At 70.5% G+C, this 16,935-nt stretch carries 16 protein-coding genes, 1 tRNA gene and 1 pseudogene; 9 read left to right on the plus strand and 9 right to left on the minus strand.

Annotated features, from left to right (window positions below; translation table 11 throughout):
* Positions 1-199 precede the first annotated feature (199 nt).
* Complete coding sequence (locus ACSLTV_RS24145; protein WP_432138494.1) at positions 200-853, minus strand: TetR/AcrR family transcriptional regulator; 654 nt, start codon at positions 851-853, stop codon at positions 200-202.
* Positions 854-1,265: 412 nt separating this feature from the next.
* On the opposite strand from ACSLTV_RS24145, the gene ACSLTV_RS24150 reads away from it, so the two are divergent.
* On the plus strand, positions 1,266-2,570 hold the full coding sequence (locus tag ACSLTV_RS24150; RefSeq protein WP_432156328.1) for a M6 family metalloprotease domain-containing protein: 1,305 nt from the start codon (positions 1,266-1,268) through the stop codon (positions 2,568-2,570).
* 133 nt (positions 2,571-2,703) lie between these two features.
* Here ACSLTV_RS24150 and ACSLTV_RS24155 read toward each other — a convergent pair whose 3' ends face one another.
* Positions 2,704-3,930 carry an MFS transporter gene (locus ACSLTV_RS24155; protein WP_435612860.1) on the minus strand — a complete coding sequence of 409 codons (1,227 nt, stop codon included), beginning with the start codon at positions 3,928-3,930 and terminating at the stop codon, positions 2,704-2,706.
* A gap of 423 nt (positions 3,931-4,353) precedes the next feature.
* On the opposite strand from ACSLTV_RS24155, the gene ACSLTV_RS24160 reads away from it, so the two are divergent.
* The 3 genes from ACSLTV_RS24160 to ACSLTV_RS24170 all read left to right on the plus strand — a co-directional run bounded on the left by ACSLTV_RS24160 (position 4,354) and on the right by ACSLTV_RS24170 (position 5,313).
* A tRNA-Arg gene (locus tag ACSLTV_RS24160) sits at positions 4,354-4,426 on the plus strand.
* A 113-nt stretch (positions 4,427-4,539) separates the two neighbouring features.
* Positions 4,540-4,872, plus strand: a complete 333-nt coding sequence (locus ACSLTV_RS24165; protein ID WP_435612861.1) for a hypothetical protein — start codon at positions 4,540-4,542, stop codon at positions 4,870-4,872.
* A 105-nt stretch (positions 4,873-4,977) separates the two neighbouring features.
* On the plus strand, positions 4,978-5,313 hold the full coding sequence (locus tag ACSLTV_RS24170; protein WP_435612862.1) for a deoxyxylulose-5-phosphate synthase: 336 nt from the start codon (positions 4,978-4,980) through the stop codon (positions 5,311-5,313).
* Positions 5,314-5,389: 76 nt separating this feature from the next.
* Here ACSLTV_RS24170 and ACSLTV_RS24175 read toward each other — a convergent pair whose 3' ends face one another.
* Both ACSLTV_RS24175 and ACSLTV_RS24180 read right to left on the minus strand, forming a co-directional pair.
* Positions 5,390-6,574 carry a tyrosine-type recombinase/integrase gene (locus ACSLTV_RS24175; protein WP_435612863.1) on the minus strand — a complete coding sequence of 395 codons (1,185 nt, stop codon included), beginning with the start codon at positions 6,572-6,574 and terminating at the stop codon, positions 5,390-5,392.
* A gap of 54 nt (positions 6,575-6,628) precedes the next feature.
* Complete coding sequence (locus ACSLTV_RS24180) at positions 6,629-6,910, minus strand: helix-turn-helix domain-containing protein (protein ID WP_030052133.1); 282 nt, start codon at positions 6,908-6,910, stop codon at positions 6,629-6,631.
* A 369-nt stretch (positions 6,911-7,279) separates the two neighbouring features.
* Here ACSLTV_RS24180 and ACSLTV_RS24185 point away from each other — a divergent pair, with 369 nt between their 5' ends.
* The 5 genes and pseudogenes from ACSLTV_RS24185 (at position 7,280) to ACSLTV_RS24205 (ending at position 12,484) form a co-directional block, all read left to right on the plus strand.
* Positions 7,280-7,525, plus strand: a complete 246-nt coding sequence (locus ACSLTV_RS24185) for a helix-turn-helix transcriptional regulator (RefSeq protein ID WP_435612864.1) — start codon at positions 7,280-7,282, stop codon at positions 7,523-7,525.
* 141 nt (positions 7,526-7,666) lie between these two features.
* A complete protein-coding gene (locus ACSLTV_RS24190; RefSeq protein ID WP_435612865.1) occupies positions 7,667-8,938 on the plus strand; it encodes a DUF3631 domain-containing protein in 1,272 nt (423 codons plus the stop codon).
* A 330-nt stretch (positions 8,939-9,268) separates the two neighbouring features.
* Positions 9,269-9,979, plus strand: a complete 711-nt coding sequence (locus ACSLTV_RS24195; protein WP_435612866.1) for a DUF2637 domain-containing protein — start codon at positions 9,269-9,271, stop codon at positions 9,977-9,979.
* A gap of 296 nt (positions 9,980-10,275) precedes the next feature.
* Positions 10,276-10,788, plus strand: a complete 513-nt coding sequence (locus ACSLTV_RS24200; protein ID WP_435612867.1) for a plasmid mobilization protein — start codon at positions 10,276-10,278, stop codon at positions 10,786-10,788.
* A pseudogene (locus ACSLTV_RS24205) lies at positions 10,785-12,484 on the plus strand (relaxase/mobilization nuclease domain-containing protein). Before ACSLTV_RS24200 ends, ACSLTV_RS24205 begins: the two are co-directional and overlap by 4 nt.
* A gap of 257 nt (positions 12,485-12,741) precedes the next feature.
* Here ACSLTV_RS24205 and ACSLTV_RS24210 read toward each other — a convergent pair.
* From ACSLTV_RS24210 to ACSLTV_RS24230, 5 genes are all read right to left on the minus strand, one after another.
* On the minus strand, positions 12,742-13,875 hold the full coding sequence (locus ACSLTV_RS24210; protein ID WP_435612868.1) for a hypothetical protein: 1,134 nt from the start codon (positions 13,873-13,875) through the stop codon (positions 12,742-12,744).
* Complete coding sequence (locus tag ACSLTV_RS24215; RefSeq protein ID WP_435612869.1) at positions 13,866-14,771, minus strand: lactate/malate family dehydrogenase; 906 nt, start codon at positions 14,769-14,771, stop codon at positions 13,866-13,868. The genes ACSLTV_RS24210 and ACSLTV_RS24215 overlap by 10 nt, the downstream gene beginning before the upstream one ends.
* A complete protein-coding gene (locus ACSLTV_RS24220; protein WP_435612870.1) occupies positions 14,768-15,952 on the minus strand; it encodes a phosphotransferase in 1,185 nt (394 codons plus the stop codon). The genes ACSLTV_RS24215 and ACSLTV_RS24220 overlap by 4 nt, the downstream gene beginning before the upstream one ends.
* Before the next feature lie 145 nt (positions 15,953-16,097).
* Positions 16,098-16,247, minus strand: coding sequence for a hypothetical protein (locus ACSLTV_RS24225; protein WP_435612871.1), 150 nt, complete (start codon positions 16,245-16,247; stop codon positions 16,098-16,100).
* 11 nt (positions 16,248-16,258) lie between these two features.
* On the minus strand, positions 16,259-16,621 hold the full coding sequence (locus ACSLTV_RS24230; RefSeq protein ID WP_030053565.1) for a hypothetical protein: 363 nt from the start codon (positions 16,619-16,621) through the stop codon (positions 16,259-16,261).
* Positions 16,622-16,935: the final 314 nt, after the last annotated feature.

The following is a 16,935-nucleotide window of genomic DNA, read 5'->3' on the forward strand; positions in this document are numbered from 1 at the left end:
AGAAGGACGGAGGTCGAGGACGAGAAGGACGGAGGTCGCGGAGGCTCAGGACGACGGGAAGATCAGGACTGGTGTCCGTCACCGGGACGCCCACGGGCGCTCCGGGGGACAGACGGCCGAGCGGCGCGAAACTCATCGACCGGGGCCGGAAGTCATCGCTCGGGGCCGGAAGTCATCGGTCAGGTCCGGCAGTCATCGGTCAGGTCCGGCGCAGATCCTCCATGGTCATGGCCGCACCGGGCAGGTCGGAGCGGGCCGGGGCCCGCAACCCGTCCAGGAACAGCTGCAGATGGCGGTGGACGAACCGGTCGACGCTCAGGCACTGCGCACCGGCCGGGGGCCGGCTGAGCTGGGCGACCGCGAGCATCACGTCACCGACACCGACATCGGGGCGTAGCTGTCCGGCCGCCTTGGCGCGGTCCATCACTCCCTGGATCAGCAGCTCGGCGCGTTCCCGGGCGGCCTCCAGGTCGGGATGGGCCTGGTCGAAGGTGCTGGAGATCATCGGACACAGGGCGCTGACCCGCTCCTCCGCGGCGGTGTGCACGAAGCGCTCCAGCGCGTCGAAGGCGTCCCCGGTCTCCGCGAGCGCCTCCTTGGCGGCCCGCGTGGTGCGGTCCATGACCGAGCAGACGACCTCGCGCACCAGCGCGTCGCGGGCGGGGAAGTTGCGGTAGACCGTGGCGTTGCCGACACCGGCCCGGCGGGCGATGTCGTCGAGCGGGACGTCGGGTCCGTGCTCGACGAAGAGCTCCCGGGCGGCGGTGACGATCCGCTCCCGGTTGCGCAGGGCGTCGGCACGCGGCCGGGTGGCCCTACGCGCCTCGGGCGCCGGGTTCGTCACGGTCTGCACGTCGGTCTCCTGATGAAGGGTGGTGGGCGGCGGGCGGAATGGCCGCCAGCCGCGCCTTTTCGTGTCTCGTACTGCTTGCGTTGCCTGTACTGCTCGTACTGCTTGTGCTGCTCGTACTGCTTGTGCTGCTCGTACTGCTTACTGCTTGTGCTGCTGCGTGTCCTACGCGTCGTGCGCGTCCGCCCGATCCGGGGAACGCTTCCCCGTTTCAGTCGGACACTGAGCTAAACGGGGAAGGGGTCCCCGGTAATTTCCGCCGCGGGGATTTTTCTGATGTGACCTGCGTCACTATGCACATACTCGCCGGTATCCCCCGATCGGCCGACTCAACGCGCGCCCGCGCGCCCCCCGGCACAGGGTGATCGCAAGGGTGCAGCCGGTGACCTGGGCTGCCCGGACCGAAAGGCCCCGTATGCAGCCGCAGTCGCCGCCACCGCTGCCCGGCAGCCGACGGATACGCCCCCGCCGCGCGGCCGCGCTCACCGTGGTGAGCGCGCTGACTCTCGCGGTCGGCAGCGCGGCGAGCTCCGGACGCCTCCCCACGCCCAATCCCACGGTCGCCGGTCCGGGCCCGGTCTCCCCGGCCCGCCTCTCCTCCCTAGCCCCCTGCATGATCGGCGGCGGTACGGCCGTGCAGATGTCCGAGGGCTTCCCCACCCCTGGCGGCTACTCCCGCTCCACCGGCCGGGTGCACGCCCTGAACCTGATGATCGACTTCTCGGACGCGCCGGGTGCGGGCCTCGCGATGAGCCGCTTCCAGGAGTTCTTCCCGCAGACCCGGGAGTGGTTCCGCACGGCGTCGTACGGCCGCCTCGACTACGTCCCCGAGACCCCGGTCCCGCACTGGCTGCGCATGCCCAAGCCGTTCCGGGCGTACGGCATAGAGCGCGGCGCGCCGTTCGAGCCCGGCTACCGGAAGCTGGTCGAGGACATCGTCGCCGCGGCCGACCATGAGGTCGACTTCCGCCGCTACGACCTGCTGAACGTCCTGGTCACCCCCAACGCGGGCCCCTCCGCCCTGGACACGGTGCTGTCGGTGACGTTCGCCGGCAACACGGAGGCGCCGACCGCCGACGGGGTACCGATCGCCAACGCCTCCTTCGTCTACTCCCGCCAGGACGACGGCTCCGGCTCCTACGACCGCACCGGCTACCGCGTGCTGCCGCACGAGAACGGCCATGTCTTCGGCCTTCCCGACCTCTACACCCAGGACGGCGGCGGTGCGGTCGGCCACTGGGACATCATGAGCGAGGACTGGGGGGCCAACAACGACCTGCTCGGCTGGCACAAGTGGAAGCTGGGCTGGCTGGACGCCGACCAGGTCGGCTGCGCGGCCGAGCGCGGCACCACGGAGTACACCCTGACCCCGCTGGCCCGGCCGGGCGGCCCCAAGCTGGTGTTCGTCCCGGTGAGCCCGCGCTCCGGTTACGCGGTGGAACTGCGCACCGCCGAGGGCAACGACGAGGCGGTGTGCCGGCCCGGCATCCTGATCTACAAGGTGAACGCGTCCGTCGACACCGGCATGGGCCCGGTCACCGTCCACGACGCCCGGCGTGACAGCGGCGGCTGCACCCGCATGCCGAACGTCCACGCCGAACTCTCCGACGCCCCCCTCACCCCCGGCGAGACCTTCCAGGACACCCGCCACGACCTGCGCATCTCGGTGGCGGAGGGAAGCCTGGACGGCGGCTACCGGGTACGGGTCACCCGCGGCTGACGAGGCCCCGCCGGGCCCCGCCGGGCCTCACCGGGCCCATCGGGCAGCGGCCCGGGCGGCGGACTGCACGACCGGACGGCGGACCACACGGCCGCCCCTCACACCAGCCACAGCCCGCGTCCGAACTCCACGGTCAAGGCACGGCATCCAGCGGCTCACCGGGCCGGGCCGCACCGCCCTCCCCTACCGGAGCCGGGGCGGGGTCGGGCAGCAGGGTCTCGGCACCCAGGATCATCAAGGCGGCGACGCTCAGCAGGCCCCCGACGAGGAAGGTCTCACGCACCGCGAGCACGTGCAGCACGAGCGCACCGCACAGAGCACCCGCGGCCACCCCCAGGTTGAAGGCCGCCGAGTTGGCTGCCAGGGCGATCTCCGTACGGCCGGGAGCCACACGCAGGACGCGGCTCTGGGCGGCCATGAAGACCGGCGCGACCGCCGTGCCGAGCACGGCGAGGGCGACGCTCACCGTCACCTTGTCGTGGGCGTCGGCGTACAGCGCGAGCAGGGCGGCCGCCTGCACGGCGACCGGCACGGCCAGCGTGGCCCGCGGAAAGCGGTCGAGCAACGGGCCGACCACCGTGACGCCCACGAAGCCACCCAGCCCGAACGCGCCCAGCAGCCCGCTGACCGCGTCTCCGGAGAACCGCCCGGCGTCCTGGAGAAAGTCGACGAGGTAGGTGAAGCCCGCGAAGACCCCGGTGACCGACAGGGCGGTGACGGCGAGGACGCCGGCGAAGCGGCGGGCGTCCGGTTCGGCCCCGTAGGCGGCGTGCCCCTCCTCGGGGCGGGTGGTCGGAAGGAGCACGGCAACCGCCACCAGGGCCACCAGCACCATCACGCTGAGCATCCCGAACGGCACCTGCCAGTCGGTACGCCGACCGAGCCAGTTGCCCGCCGGCACCCCGGCGACGGTGGCCAGCGCGCCACCGACCGACAGCGCCCCGATGACCCGGCCACGCACCCCGGGGGAGAACAGGCCGACGGCGACCGGCCCCATGACCGCCCAGAACAACGCCTGCGCGAGCGCGGTGGCGACCCGGGCGACGACGAGCAGCCCGTAGGAGGACACCAGCGCGGGCAGCACACTGGACAGGAAGAGCACGGCCAGCACGCCACTGAGCACGAACCGGCGCGGCGTACGCCGGGTCACGTGCGCCAGGGGCAGGGAGGCGAGCGCGACGGTCAGGCCGTACCAGGTGACGAGGTATCCCACGGACTGCGAGGAGACGTCGAGGTCCTCGGCCATCAGTCTGAGCAGGCCGATCGGCAGATTCTCGGTGGTGTTGAAGCCGAAGGCCGACAACATGAGGGCCCCGACCACGCCCGCCTTCCGCCAGAACGCCAGTGGTGTGCCGGCCATGCGATCCCTTCACCGTCCGCGACGAGCCCGGTGGACCTCGTTCCGAAGCCTAGCGACGGCACGACCCCCGACGTGCCCCCTCTCCTCCCGTTGTCCGGTTCCCGTCCCCGGCCGAAGGCCCGGGCCCCCGAGGGGACCTGCACCCGCATGAACATCGCCGTACGACTCCAGGCCGTCGACCGCAGGACACCACCGCCGCCCGCCAACGGGCGCCCCTGCACCGCCACTCCACCGGCCTGCTTCCCCTCCCGCGACCCCGCACCGACCCCCACACCGCCCTCCGCCCAGCCCCGATCCGGTACCCTGTCGATCGAGCGCCCAAGCAGGCGCTGCCGCATGACGCCCGGCTCCGTCCGGCTCACGCGGCAGCCGTCGGCACCAGGACGCTCAGGGCTTGCCAGAACCCGTTTCCGACCAAGCCCCGCCTTCGTAGCTCAGGGGATAGAGCACCGCTCTCCTAAAGCGGGTGTCGCAGGTTCGAATCCTGCCGGGGGCACAAAGAAACACCTGGTCAGAGGCCCTTCCGTCCGTCGGACGGGAGGGCCTTCTTCCTCGCAGCACACATATGGCACACATGCGGCTGCGGGCAGAGGTGGGGAGCTGTGCGAGATGCCCGCGAAGGACGAGTTGGCCCGGCGCCGGCACGACAAGCTGGTCGACCGCTTGGAGAGCCTGATGCGGGCTTCACTGAAGCCTCGCTACCGGGGCTACCACGGGCAGCTGATTCTGAGCAGCGGCGATCTTGAGGAGATGGGCGAACTCAAGGACGTCCGTCGTGCTGCACGCGAGGCGGGCCGTCGTCTCGGCTGGCAACCGAAGACCCACATCGTCGACGCAAGACTCTTCGTGTACGACGACCGCGAGGTCCCCAGAGAGATCAGCGAGCTGGCCGCGAGGGATGCTGCTGACGCCGTCGACGCAGCACTCCGAAGAGGCGAGTAGAAGCGAGTACGGTCGGCCATCGTCGCCCCACCTCTTACTGAAGGGCCTGCGCAGGCTGCCGGAAATCTGTCGAGCCCGACCCTGTAGTGGCTCTACCCTTCCCGCATGGCCCATGCCAAGACCTCGTACGTTTGCCTGCCCTGCCGGGCCTCGTACAAGCAGCCCTACCCCGGCTACCACGACCACGACCGGGTCTGTCCACGCTGCACCGAACCACTGATCCACGTCGGCTCCGCCTTCGCGGCACCCAAGAGGCGGGACACCGCCGCCTGGCGCACCCTCTCCGTGCTGCTGCACGCCGGTGTGCGCTTCCACAAGAGCTGCTGCGGCGGCCCCGGCTACCGCCCCTGCACTCTCAGTGAGGTGCGCGAGCGGATGGCCTACGCCCGGGCCACCGGAGAACCGTTCGCTCAGGCGTTGGTCCGCCGCGACCTGCCCTAGCAGCCTGACAGCAGGGGGCGTTCCGCCGCGCCTGAAGCGACCCCTGCTGTCAAAGACAGCACGGATTTGGCACACATCACGCCGCGGGATCCTCCAGGACGGCCACGGCCTCGGCAGCCATGCGGGCTTTCTTCTCCGCTTTCTCCAGCTTGGCCTTCGCCTTGGCCAGTTGCTTGGAGCGGCGCTTGTGCATCTTCTTCGAGACCTCGTCCAGGCGGTCGGGGAAGAGGTGCCCGTAGGTGTCCAGGGTCAGCGTCGCGGACTTGTGGCCCAGCATCGTCTGTACGACGTTGACATCCGCCCCGCTTGCGATGGCGAGCGAGGCTGCCGTGTGCCTCAGCTTGTGCGGGGTGACCTTGATGTGCCCCAGTCCGGCCTTCACGACCGCCGGCGCGAAGAACCGCTGACGGAAGTTGCGGGCCCGCAGCGGCCCGCCCTGCGGGGCGGTGAAGAGCAAGTCGTCATCTCCCCTCCCCTTGACGCGGGGCTTCAGCTCGTCGGCCAGGAACCGCGGGATCGGTACGGACCGGCGCTCGTGGTTCTTGGGGGTGTCGAGGTAGAGCTTGCCGTTGTCCTCGGCGTACGCCTCCACGATGTGGGCCCGACAGGCGTCCAGGTCGACGCGGCCCACCTTGAGCGCAGATGCCTCGCCCCAGCGCAGTCCGGTGTAGGCCAGCAGCAGGATGAACACCCGGTAGGCGCCTGACGCGTTAGCCAGCGCGTCGACCTGCATGTCGTCGAGGTACACGTGATCAGCGGGCATCGCCTTCGGCAGAGGCGCGCCGACAGCCGGGTTGGCCGCCAGACGACGGGCCTTGACCACGTAGCCGAGAACGCGGCTGAGGACGACGTACGCCTTGCGGACCGACCGGGGGCTGAGCTTCCTGCCGCCGGTCGCCTCGCCGGACTGCAGATCCGCGAGCCACTCGGCGATGTCCTCGAAGTGGATGCGGTCCAGCGGGGCGGTGCCCCACTTAGGGATCACGTGGACGTCGAGAACACCGCGGTAGCGAGCCCGGGTTGAGCGCTTGAGGTGGAGCTGCGCCGCCAGCCAGGACTCCGCCACCTCTGCGAACTTCACCCGCGCGGCTGCGGGATCGCGATAGGAGCCGTCGTTGAGACGCGACTCCATCCTTGTCCGCTCCGCCTCGGCGTCGACCTTGCGGGCGAAGGTCTTCATCTTCGGCTTGCCGTCGGGGTCGTACCAGCGCACGCGGTAGCGCCCCGGTGGCGTACGCCCGGCCCGCTTGGCTCCCGCCACGGCCTCTACGTACGCCGCGTGCCCTATGCGGTCCTCAATCCAGACCCGCGCCAACTAGCACCCCCTCCGGTCATCACGGGACGCCGACGGGAGCGGCAGGAGCAGGGTCGTGGGAGCAACACCGAGCGCCGTGGCGATGGCGACGAGGTCGTCGATGTCGCAGCGGCGGCGGGCGCGCTCGGTGCGGCTGAGGGCGGTGTTGGTCATCGGGCGGCCCAGTGCGGTGCAGCGGGCGGCGAGCTGGTGCTGGGTCAGGCCGCGCACGAGGCGTAGGTGCTCGATGGCGCGGGCGGTGTGGAGGCCGGCGGGGCCTATTTCGACAGGTCGGTTTGGCATGACAGATAGCTTTAGCCTGCAATCGGCCGCCGTGGCAATAGTTTGCTCAACTACCTGAGAAAAGTGATTGCGACTACCTATATTCCATTTTTCTTGAGTAAGCGGGGCTGGGGTGAAGGTGTCCCCTCACGCTGGGTCCGTCGGGCCAGCGTATGCCCTGAGCAGCTATGTTTCCCCCGTCAGGGCAGGGGGGCGGAAATCAGGGGTCCGGTTGACAGCGATTTCGGCAACCGGGGATCCGCCCTTACTGTTTTGCCATCGGGCCATGCCGAGAAGCTGTACGGAGTTTCAAAGTAAACACTGGACTTCTTCGCCGACGCTGTGGCTTTGTTGTCCAGGCCCGATTGACCGATACCGAAAAGGAGCCCTGTGCCGAACCCTTCCGCCCGCCACACCCGCACCCCCGCCGCCACCGCCGATGCGACCAGGCGCGGCCCGCTGGCCACCCCCGCAGAGGTCGCCGCGTACCTCGGGGTGCCGGTGAAGACGCTCTACCAGTGGAAGTACCGGGGCATCGGCCCCAACGTGCACAAGGTCGGCCGTCACCTGCGCTACCGCTGGCACGAGGTGGACGCCTGGCTGAACGCCCAGGCCACGTACGACCTCGCGGTCTGAAACCCGTCTCGGGACAGCGAAGCGGCTCCCGGCGAGCCACCGCCGGGAGCCGCGGGAGTCCCTGCCTCATCGCCCTTGCCAGAACGATCGAACCGGTGCGGCCGGACCTTGCCCGTCCAGCCGCACCAGAGAGGAACGCCTGTGGACGAACCTACGTCCCCCACCGCCCCCACCTCGACGCCCGACGTGCCGCCCGGCGTCGCCATTCCCGGCCAGTCGGCCATTCCCGCCACACCTCCCGCAGACCAGGACCGCGACGGCGCGGCCTCAGCAGGGCCACTGCCCGAGGGCGCGCAGATCCTGGCTGCCCTGCGGGCGCAGCTCCGGCGGTACGTGGCGATGCCGAGCGAGGAGGCCGTCACGGCCGTGGCGCTGTGGATCGCTGCGACGCATCTGCAGCGCGCGTGGCAGCACGCACCTCGCCTGGCGATCGTCGCTCCGGAGAAGCGGTGCGGTAAGTCCCGCCTGCTGGACATCGTGACGGAGACGGTGCACAACCGCCTGATCACGGTCAACGCCAGCGCGGCGGCGATCTTCCGGTCGATCGACGGGGACGACCCGCCCACCCTCCTGGTCGACGAGGCCGACACGCTCTTCAGCAGCCCCAGGGCCGCGGAGAAGAACGAGGAGGTACGCGGGCTGATCAATGCCGGTCACCAGCGCGGCCGGCCCACCCTGCGGGTATCCGGGCCCGATCACCAGGTGCAGGAGTTCCCCACCTTCGCCATGGCCGCACTCGCCGGGATCGGCGACCTGCCCGACACGATCCAGGACCGGGCGGTGGTCATCCGCATGCGCCGCCGCGCGGCGGGCGAGAAGGTGGCCTCCTTCCGCACAGGCCGGGACACCCCCGCCCTGAACGCGATCCGCGACCGCCTCCACGCCTGGCTCCAGCCGCTGTACGCACGGGCCATGGAGATGGAGCCGCCCATGCCGGTCGAGGACCGCGCGGCGGACACCTGGGAACCGCTGGTCATCATCGCCGACCTCGCCGGGGGCGACTGGCCCGCGCTCGCACGCACCGCCTGCCGCACCATGACCGACTACGAGGCCGGCCAGGACGAGGAGGGCGGGCTGCGCACCCGCCTCCTCGTCGGCATCCGCCGCGCCTTCGCCACTGTGGGCGATCCCGCCGTGCTCAGCACGAAGCACCTGCTGGAGTCCCTGAACGCGGACAGGGAAGCACCGTGGGCGGAATACGGCGCCAACGGGCTGACCCCGCGCGGACTGCAGCTGCTCCTGAAGCCCTACGGCATCGGCTCGGCCAACCGCCGCTTCCCCGACGGCACCCAGGCCAAGGGCTTCGCGCGTAACCAATTCCTCGACACCTGGGCGCGCTACTGCCCCGAACCGAAGGCGGCGGACGCGCCCGCCTCGTCAGCCGACGGGCCGCTGCCTGGCACCGCAGCCTGACTCGACACCACTCGCATCACTCGTCCCCGCGCAGGTCAGCGCGGGGACGAGTGAACAGCCCGCAACGAGTCGTCTCGACATCACCACGCCACTCGTACCTGTGCTGACCAGGCACGCGACGAGTGGTACGAGTCCCAGCACCTCGCAGCCACAGCACCCTGCCCCCCTGCCGGCCTGCCCGCAGGTGCCCCCACCCACCGGAGGTCTCCCCTGCCCCCGCACGAACCCACCACACCCGAGTCCGCCGTACCCAAGACCGGCGCCATCCGCTTCGGCATCGCCCTGCTCGGCACGATCGGCTTCGTCCTGTCCTATGACGCCTTGTGCCAGATGGCCGTGGCCGCCCATATCCGCCCGCTCTTCGCCATCGGCTTCCCTCTCGTCATCGACGGGTTCATCGCCATCGGCATCGGCACCCTGCTCCTGGTACGCACCGCGTCGAAGGCTGCCCGCCTGTACGTGTGGCTCCTCGTCAGCCTGGCGACCGCGCTGAGCATCTGGGCCAACGCGCTCCACGCCGTACGTCTCAACCAGCAGGCCCTGGGCGGCGGTCTGCAGCTCAACGACTGGACCGTAGCCGTGCTCTCCGCGCTCCCGCCGCTCGCGCTGGCCGGCGCGGTGCACTTCTACCAGATCATCCAGAGTGACCTCGCGCTGGCTGCCGATCGGGAAGACACCGACCCGGTAACCAGCGGCGCCACCTCGGACGTTCAGCTGCCCATACACCTCAAGGTGGCGGGCGCCCCGCCAGAGGTGGCGGAAGACGCTTCCCATGTGGCGGATGCCTCCGCCGCTTCCCCTGCGTCCGACACAGAGGAGTCGGACACCGTCGATACCGAGCTGCTCGCCCTCGCCCGCCGTGCGCCGCGTGGACGCGGAGGCAAAGCCTCACGCCGCCACATCGAGGACGCGGTTCGGAGCACCGGCCGCACGATCGGCAAGGACCAGGCGGAACGCGTCAAGGACGCGCTCCAGGCCGAACTCGACGAAGCCGCAGCAGCCAAACCGAGCGCGACCGCGCCAGCGGCAATCGCCTCCTGACCACCGGCCACTGCCAACCGCGTCCCGCATCTCTCGTCCCCGCGCACGTCAGCGCGGGGACGAGTCTCCCTTCGGCGACGAGTCGACCCGACATCACCGCCCTCCCCGATCCACATCCCACCGAGTAGGTCGCCATGCCCACGCCACAGCACGAACTGTCCACCACGCAAAAGGAGATGACCACGACCACAGCAACCACCACCGCGTCAGCAAGGTATCCCGCTGGACCGTCCACAGGCCGGTCCCACGGGGAAGCCTCCGCCCCAGGGGTGGCGGAGGCACTCGGGCACCAGGGGGTGTCCGAGGAGGAGGAGAAGAAACACTCTGACGCCGAGCCCGTCGCCGTTGCCGTGCCCCTGCCGCGCGCCGCCGAAGCAGCCGCTCTGTATCGAGTCGCCCAACGCCGCAAACCCGATCCAGGCGGCCGGCGCAAGAAGCGCGTCGATGCCCGTTACAGCGTTGAGGAGAGGGACGCAATCCGTGCCAAGGCCACGTCGCTGAACCTGAGCGGCGCTCACTACGTCGCCGCCGTCACCCTGGCCCACATTGAAGGTGACCTCACTGTGCCCGGCCAACGCACCCAGCTGGACGACTACATCGACGAGCTGACCGCCCTGCGCGAGCAGGTCGCCACCATCGGCCGCAACGTCAACCAGATCGCCAAGAAGCTCAACTCCGGCGGCCATCCACAACCTGTCGACAGCGCCCTCCTCGCCCAGACCGACCGCACTCTGGACGCCGTCGGCGCTGCAGTGCGCCACATCGCGGCAGCTGCGAACCAGGCCGTCAGCCACAAGGCGGCCCGATGATCGCGAAGATCAGCGGCGGCAAGGACACCGCCGGCCTGATCCGCTACCTCTTCGACACCAAGAAGGCCAAGGACCACACCGACCCGCACCTGGTGGCCTCCTGGGACGGCTTCGCCCCCGACCCCGGCCGCGCCGACGACTTCGACACCACGAAGAGGCTCCTGGTGGCCGACCTCGACCTGCACGTCAAGCAGGCCCGGCGGCTCGGCCGCGCACCCGACAAGCACACGTGGCACTGCTCGATCCGGGCCGCCGAGAGCGACCGGCACCTGAGCGACGAGGAGTGGGCCGACATCGCTCGCCGCGTCGTGGCTGCCACCGGCATCGCACCCGACGGCGATCCGGACGGCTGCCGCTGGGTCGCCGTGCGCCACGCCCCCGACCACATCCACATCGCCGCCACCAAGGTCCGCGCGGACCTGCGCACCGCACGCCACTGGAACGACTACCTCACCGCCGACCGCGAACTCGCAACCATCGAGAAGGAATATGGCCTGTACAAAGTCGTGCGCGGGGACCGCACCGCCGCCAAGCGGCCCACCCGCGCCGAGCAGGAGAAGGCCCGCCGCCAAGGACGCAAGACAACCTCCCGTGAACAACTGCGCACCACCGTCCGCCAGCTGGTGTCCATCACCGCCAGCCCGGAAGAGTTCCTCCGCCTCCTCGACGGTGTCGACGGGGTCCGCGTCGACGTCCAGCACTTCCCCTCCGGGGACATACGCGGCTACAAGGTCGGACACCAACGCCGCCGGCGAGCCGGTCTGGTTCTCCGGCTCCCATCTCGCCCCCGACCTGTCCTTCCCCAAAATCCGCGAGCGCCTCACCGGCATCGAACCCCCACCCGCAACCGAGCCGGGCAGCCGACGCAGGACGAACCCCTGGCACCAGGCCACCGCGGCGGCAGAACGCATCCCCCACCACCTCGACCAGAGCGACGACACCGTCGCCCAGGCACACGTCGCGGCCTTCGCCGAGGCCCTCGACGTCCTGCCGCTCCTCGTCCCCGACCACCTGTTCCGGCAGCTCCAGCAGGCTGCCTTCGCGTTCGAACGTGCCTCCCGCTCCCGCATTCGGGACCAGCAGGACCAGGCCCGCGCCCTGCGCGGCGCCGTACGCGCGCTACGCACGACACCGGCCGCCGGTGACGGGAGCGGGCTGGCGATGTTCCTCGACATCGCCGTCCTGGTCGTGATCGCCGCCACCCGCTGGCACCAGGCCCGCCACCATGACCAGCAGGTCACCGCTGCCCAGCAGACCTTGGTCCACCTCCAAGCGGCCTACGAGCAGGCAGCGGCTCAACCACTGTCCGCCCTGGCCCAGCGCAGGCCACCTGCGCCACGCCCGGCACCTACGAGCCGTCCTGCCCGACCACGCCGAGCAAGTCCTCGCAGACCCCGCCTGGCCAGCACTGGCCGCCGCTCTCACCCAAGCCGAGACAGCAGGCCACGACCCCCAACAGCTCCTCCAGCACGCCGCCCGTCAGCGCTCACTGGACGACGCTCGCTCACCTGCCAGAACCCTGACCTGGCGCATCCAACGCCTCGGCACGAGGCCGGCACCCAGCGAGCAAGCGCGTGCCGCCCAAGCCGGCATGGCCGCGATCGGGCGACCGGGGCAGCCTGCTGCCTCTGCCAACCTTGCACCGAGCCTCGCCCACCAACTTGGCACGACAGCGGCACGTCCCCGACGCAGCTGATCCCTGACGTAGGGGTCACGCGGCCACGGATCTGGACAGCCAACGGATGACACAGTGGCAGACCCTGAAAGAACACGCAGATCACCGCGTCGGCGTACACGGAGATCGAGGACTTATATGAAGTTGGTCGGGTAGGGGCTCGGTTTCGTCGACGAATCTCATGGCGGATGGAGGGAAGCGCCGACGAGAGGCGTGTGGGGCCGCCCGCCCAGTGCAGGAGGTGGGCGGGCGGCCGATGTACCGGATGGCCGGTCGGGCTAGACGACCGCGATGTCGTCGGCGGTCTTGGCCAGGAGAGCGCTGTTCGCAGCGGCGTCGTGAGTGAGCATGAGTGACCGGTGAGGCAGCCGACCAAGCTGCTCAACGAGAGCTGTGGCGTTGTCCGATGCGGTGGCTGGGATGAGGCCGAAGATGTCCGGGTAGCGGTCCTCGGTCGTCGTGCTGAACACGTCGCTTTCGGTGAGGGCGCGGTCGTCTCCGAGCACAGCCGGAGACGCCTCAGGGTTCACCGTGGGGAAGAGCAGCCCGGCCGCGGTGGCTTCGGTGGCCAGGGTGAGGCCGAGCCAGGTGGCGAGCTGGTCGGGGAAGAACTGGGGCTTGAGTTCCTTGCCGTCCGCGCGCCACACGGGCTCTCGGCGCCCGTCGCTCAGGGCTTCGGTCACGCTCGGGTGCTGGGTGGGGTGGAGCTGTTCGCCGGCGAGCACCCTTTCGCGTACCTGGTCGTACAGGCCGGTCGCATCGAGCAGGCCGAGGCCGATGGCGGCGGCCGACGGCCACGGCAGCACCTTGACAGTTCCGTCCGCCTCGGGGCGGGCGAACACACGGTCGTTGGCGAGCAGCCCCCACCCCTGGCGGGCCAGAAGAAGAGCCGTGGTGGTCTTCCCGGCGCCCTTGTCGCCGAGGGTGAGCACCGCGCGGCCGTCCTTGACGGCGGCGGAGGCGTGGAGGACGGTCCAGCCGTCGGCGAGGAGCTGGGCGCGTACGAGTTCGCGGGCGAGGCGAGCGGCAGCGACGGCGACGGGTTTGGGCTGTTCGCCGACGATGGTGAGGCGGTGCCGGTCGGCCTGGTAGGCGAGGCGTTCGTCGGGCTGCACGGCGTGCGTGACGCCGTCGTGTCGGGATACGAGGGTGCGGGCGCTGGCGTAGTCGGTCTCTGCGAACCCGTAGTCGTGGATGAGGGTTTCGACCTCGTCCACCCGGTTGGGGCCGGTGTCGGCGAGGACCAGGGCGCCGCTGCCTTCGGCGATGCCGGCGCCCGTGGGGGGCTTTGCGGGGGTGGCATTCCACCAGGGGCCGAAGTAGCGGCGGGACCAGTCGGTGATCTCCTCCATCTGGGAGGCGACCGTCACGGTGGCGGTGTCGGTGGCGATGTGGGTTGCGGTCAGCGGCACGAGGGTGCTCCTTCGCGGTTGATGGTGCGGTAGGCGGCGCCCAACTTGGTGCGGGCGGCAGTGAACTGGGCGGTTTCCCGTTCGTTCAGGCTCAGGGGGGTGACGGTGGGCTGACCGGCGGTGATCTGCAACCGGATTCCGAGCCAGACACCATCGCGGTTGACGGACAGCACATCCGTGCCGTCCTCGACGGCCAGGAGTTTGCGCAGGGCAGACACCACGGCGGCGCTCGGGCCGTTGCGCACGCGTCCGATCCCGGTGTTGATCCGGCGTGGCCGGTCGCGGAGTTCGGCCGTCACGATGTCGAGCGGCACTGTGGCGGAGCGTCCGTTGATGGTGGTCGACGATGCACAGATCACGGCGCCGTCGCCGTGTTCGCCGATCACGTAACCGTCCACGGTGTCGACCGGCACGGCGTGGTGCTGGGCGAGTGCGAGCCGGTAGCGGGCGGTATCCGTGGCGGAGCCGATCCCGAATACCCGGCGCGCGCGGGACAGCTCGGCGAAGTAGCGGGCCAGCACGTCGACCGGATTGGTGACCATCACCACCGTGCCCGGGTAGCCGGTCAGGGTGTGGGCCCACTCTGCGATGACGGGGGCGTTCGCGGCGAGTCCGGCCATGCGCACGTCCGCTGTGCGGGTGTTGGTGAACGTCGCGCGAGGGCAGATCACCAGCGCGTCCGCGTCGCCCATATCGGCGTGCGCCGCCGTGAACGCGCGGGCGCCTGCTGTGAGCTGCCGGGCGTCTTCCAGATCGGTCACCAGGCCGTGCGCGGCCTCGGCTGTGCGGGAGGTGACCAGCAGCCGGGAACACCACGGCTCGACAGCCAGGAGGGCCGCGACCGTCTGGCCGATGGCGCCGGCGCCGATGACGCCGACCGTGTAGCCCCCGCTCATCGGGTGGCCGCCCGGGTCACGCAGGCCAGGGCCAGGCGCCAGGCCGACTCGGGCTCGGTCCCGGCGGTCAGTGTGGTGCTGATGGAGTCCAGGACCTGGCACAGCGCCGGGGCGGAGTCGACGACTGCCTGGGCGTGCTCCGGCAACGGCAGCGCGGACGGAGCGGCGAGGTACGTCGACAGGATGTTCACGCTGTCCATCAGCCATGTGACCATCACCCGGCGCAGCCACGTCCCGCGCTCGGTGCGACCGATGCCCCGGGCCTGCTCGCGGATGAAGGCGTCGATGCCCTCCACCAGCAGGGTGGCACCGTCGACCGGCGGCGCAGCGATCACGGCAAGGAGCGCGCGGGAGGAGAGTTTCGCGGCGTCCTGGTGAGAGCCCCCGCGCGACAGTCCCGGGTCGATGAACACCGGCTGCTCGTCGGGGCCGTCCGGGAACAGGACGTGTTCGGGCTTCAGGTCCCCGTACACGACCATGCGAGGGCCCGGGGCAGGGGTGAGGCGGAGTTTCAGCAGACGGGACACCACTACTGCTAGCACGGCCACCGCACCCCGGCGGATGCGCTCCTCCAGCAGGTCGACGCCGAGCCGTGCCACGTAGGCGCGGCCGGAGATGCCGTTGAACTTCCGGCGGAACGTGGTGTCGATGCCGCGCTCTGCGATTGCCGCCTCATCGGCCACAGCCGCCACCGCCGGGGACTGAAGCGAAGCGAGAGAGCGCACGGCACCGCTCATTAAGGCAGCGGTTCGGGCGGGGTCCTTGGCGATCAGGTCGAGCAGATTCGGCCCGGTCACGGCCTCGGTGAACAGCACTCCTTGCCGGTAGCCGACGCAGCGACCCACCCGGATTCCGGCGGCGTCCAGGGCGCGGAGCTGCGCGGCCTCCCGCGCCAGCAGCGATGTGGGCGACGTTGCGTAGGCAGCCTGCGCGGCCCTGACCTGGTCTCCGTCCCCGGCGACGCCGCGCAGCACGGAGACCAGGGAGAGGCCAAGGACGGAGTCCTTCGCGAACACCTCACGGCCGCCGAGGTGCACCCGGCGGACGTAGCCGGTGACAGACGGCACGTGAGCGCCGAGCGTCACCGACTCGCTGGGCCACTCCTCGGCCGCCACACGGCATATACGGTCGGCGGCCAGTTCGAACAGTGCTCCGGGTTCGGGCAGGGCGGCGTGCGGCATTGTGGAGCCTCCTCGACGAGGGAAGCGGGACAGAACCTTGCGCCGTCCCGCCCACGTGGCCTGGCGTGGGAGTGGGGCCACGGGGCGGGACGGAGTCAGACCGGCGGCCGGGCAGGAAGGGGAAGCACCGTCCGGCCGCCGGAGATCACCAGTCGGCGCCGCCATAGGCGAGCACGGCGAGCACGAAGGCGGTGACCGAGACGGCGAAGAGGAGTTGTACGGTCACTTGCCGCCAGCCGATCCGGGTTCGCCGCCGACGCGTCGGCCGGGTGGCCTCAGCCAGCTCCTTGTCCAAGCCGTCGAGCATCATGGGGCCGCCTGCAGCGCCGCCAGCGGCTCCCACGAGTAGCTGATGGTGACACCGTGCTCGGCCAGGGTCTCCGCCTCGCGAAGCCGGAATTCAGGGTGGGACTCGGGGGCGAGGGCAGCAGGCCAACGGGTGATGACGTCGGTGATCTCGCCGCGCGCGGCCATCTCGCACACACGTCGCCAGCCCTCGCGGCGCTGAGGGTCCGGCTCCCCGTACGGGTCGGTGACCGTATCCACCAGGCGCAGACCACGCCCTTCCGCGAACGCGCGGCCCTCCTCAACAGCCCGCTCTTCGGGCACCTTCGAAGCCGGTCGGACCTGGTCGACGCACACGTACAACACCGCGGCGCGGGTGCTCATCGAGCGGGCCTCCCCCGGTGGTGGGGGCACCGGCAGTTGGGCCACGCTCCCGTGAGATCGGGCACCTTCGCCGGGATGACCGCGGATTTCTCCCGCATCGTTGTACGGGTCCCGTCCGGCCCGAGCCGGTACACCTTCAACGTCATCCCACTGGGCAGTTCCGCTGCTGCTGTCATCGTCACGCCTTGGTCAGGGGGTTGGGGGGAAGAGGGCCGCGGCCCACCGAAGGGGGGCGAGGGGTGGCCCGTCATCGCACGCGTGCCCGAACTCCCGGTGTGGGGACGGGCGTTGCACTGACAACCAGTCAACGATCA

This window comes from Streptomyces sp. bgisy159 (genome assembly GCF_965341775.1).
GTDB lineage: Bacteria > Actinomycetota > Actinomycetes > Streptomycetales > Streptomycetaceae > Streptomyces.

Bases quoted from the DNA above. Each gene is read 5' to 3' on its own strand.
- ACSLTV_RS24150 (WP_432156328.1), top strand. From the start codon at position 1,266: ATGCAGCCGCAGTCGCCGCCACCGCTGCCCGGCAGCCGACGGATACGC.
- ACSLTV_RS24155 (WP_435612860.1), bottom strand. From the start codon at position 3,930: ATGGCCGGCACACCACTGGCGTTCTGGCGGAAGGCGGGCGTGGTCGGG.
- ACSLTV_RS24165 (WP_435612861.1), top strand. From the start codon at position 4,540: ATGCCCGCGAAGGACGAGTTGGCCCGGCGCCGGCACGACAAGCTGGTC.
- ACSLTV_RS24170 (WP_435612862.1), top strand. From the start codon at position 4,978: ATGGCCCATGCCAAGACCTCGTACGTTTGCCTGCCCTGCCGGGCCTCG.
- ACSLTV_RS24180 (WP_030052133.1), bottom strand. From the start codon at position 6,910: ATGCCAAACCGACCTGTCGAAATAGGCCCCGCCGGCCTCCACACCGCC.
- ACSLTV_RS24195 (WP_435612866.1), top strand. From the start codon at position 9,269: ATGGCCGTGGCCGCCCATATCCGCCCGCTCTTCGCCATCGGCTTCCCT.
- ACSLTV_RS24215 (WP_435612869.1), bottom strand. From the start codon at position 14,771: ATGAGCGGGGGCTACACGGTCGGCGTCATCGGCGCCGGCGCCATCGGC.
- ACSLTV_RS24220 (WP_435612870.1), bottom strand. From the start codon at position 15,952: ATGCCGCACGCCGCCCTGCCCGAACCCGGAGCACTGTTCGAACTGGCC.
- ACSLTV_RS24230 (WP_030053565.1), bottom strand. From the start codon at position 16,621: ATGAGCACCCGCGCCGCGGTGTTGTACGTGTGCGTCGACCAGGTCCGA.